The sequence below is a fragment of the Photorhabdus viridis genome, from assembly GCF_040256935.1.
Classification (GTDB): domain Bacteria; phylum Pseudomonadota; class Gammaproteobacteria; order Enterobacterales; family Enterobacteriaceae; genus Photorhabdus; species Photorhabdus viridis.
Genome location: NZ_JBEJZY010000226.1, coordinates 1 through 627, shown reverse-complemented (window position 1 = coordinate 627; position 627 = coordinate 1). Strand labels below are relative to the sequence as shown.

Below are 627 nucleotides of genomic sequence, written 5' to 3'. Positions count from 1 at the left end.
GCTTCCACCATGATACGAGTCACATTCTCTCTGAGCTTAGCCTTCTGCTGATCAGAAAAAACCCCATACTCCTTCTGCTTAGTGACTTCAAGAGCTTTATCAATCCGCCCTTGCACATCCGCGGCTTTCATTTGACGCAATTGATTCTCCGCCCCATTGAGTGAACTGTCGGTCATAAACTCAATCGACAGCTCCTTCAACCAAGTAGCGTGCTCGCCGGCGATATCATCACTCCACCCGGCCAGTTCATGAGCAATACCAATCGGATCGTGCAAAGCCAGCAATACCGGTGAGACCGGCGAACCATCCGCTGCCGCTCCCCGTCTTTGCATGGCTCTGACCGTGGCGTCCGCACTCCCGGCCCGATTTTTGCTCCACGGATAGAGGGTGCCCTGCGGGCCAACCGCGTTAGGCGTAAACGCATAGTAGGGCGCCTCTTCCATTGTCCGGCTGATACGGGCCGCTGTAGGGTTGTGAGGCAGAAGGTAGGTGGGGCAATACATATCCACCGGGTGGTAATCCATCACCGTATTCAGGGTATCTGCCGTGACCTCGCTGATCCCCTCCCCTTCCGGCACCCCTCGCCATTGCCAGGATTTCACGCACTGCATCCGCTTTTCCCGCGCG

General features: G+C 56.5%; 1 pseudogene. It reads right to left on the bottom strand.

Annotated features, from left to right (window positions below):
- A pseudogene (locus ABR397_RS23090) lies at positions 1–611 on the bottom strand (T6SS effector BTH_I2691 family protein); the annotation flags it as partial.
- Between the last annotated feature and the right edge of the window lie 16 nt (positions 612–627).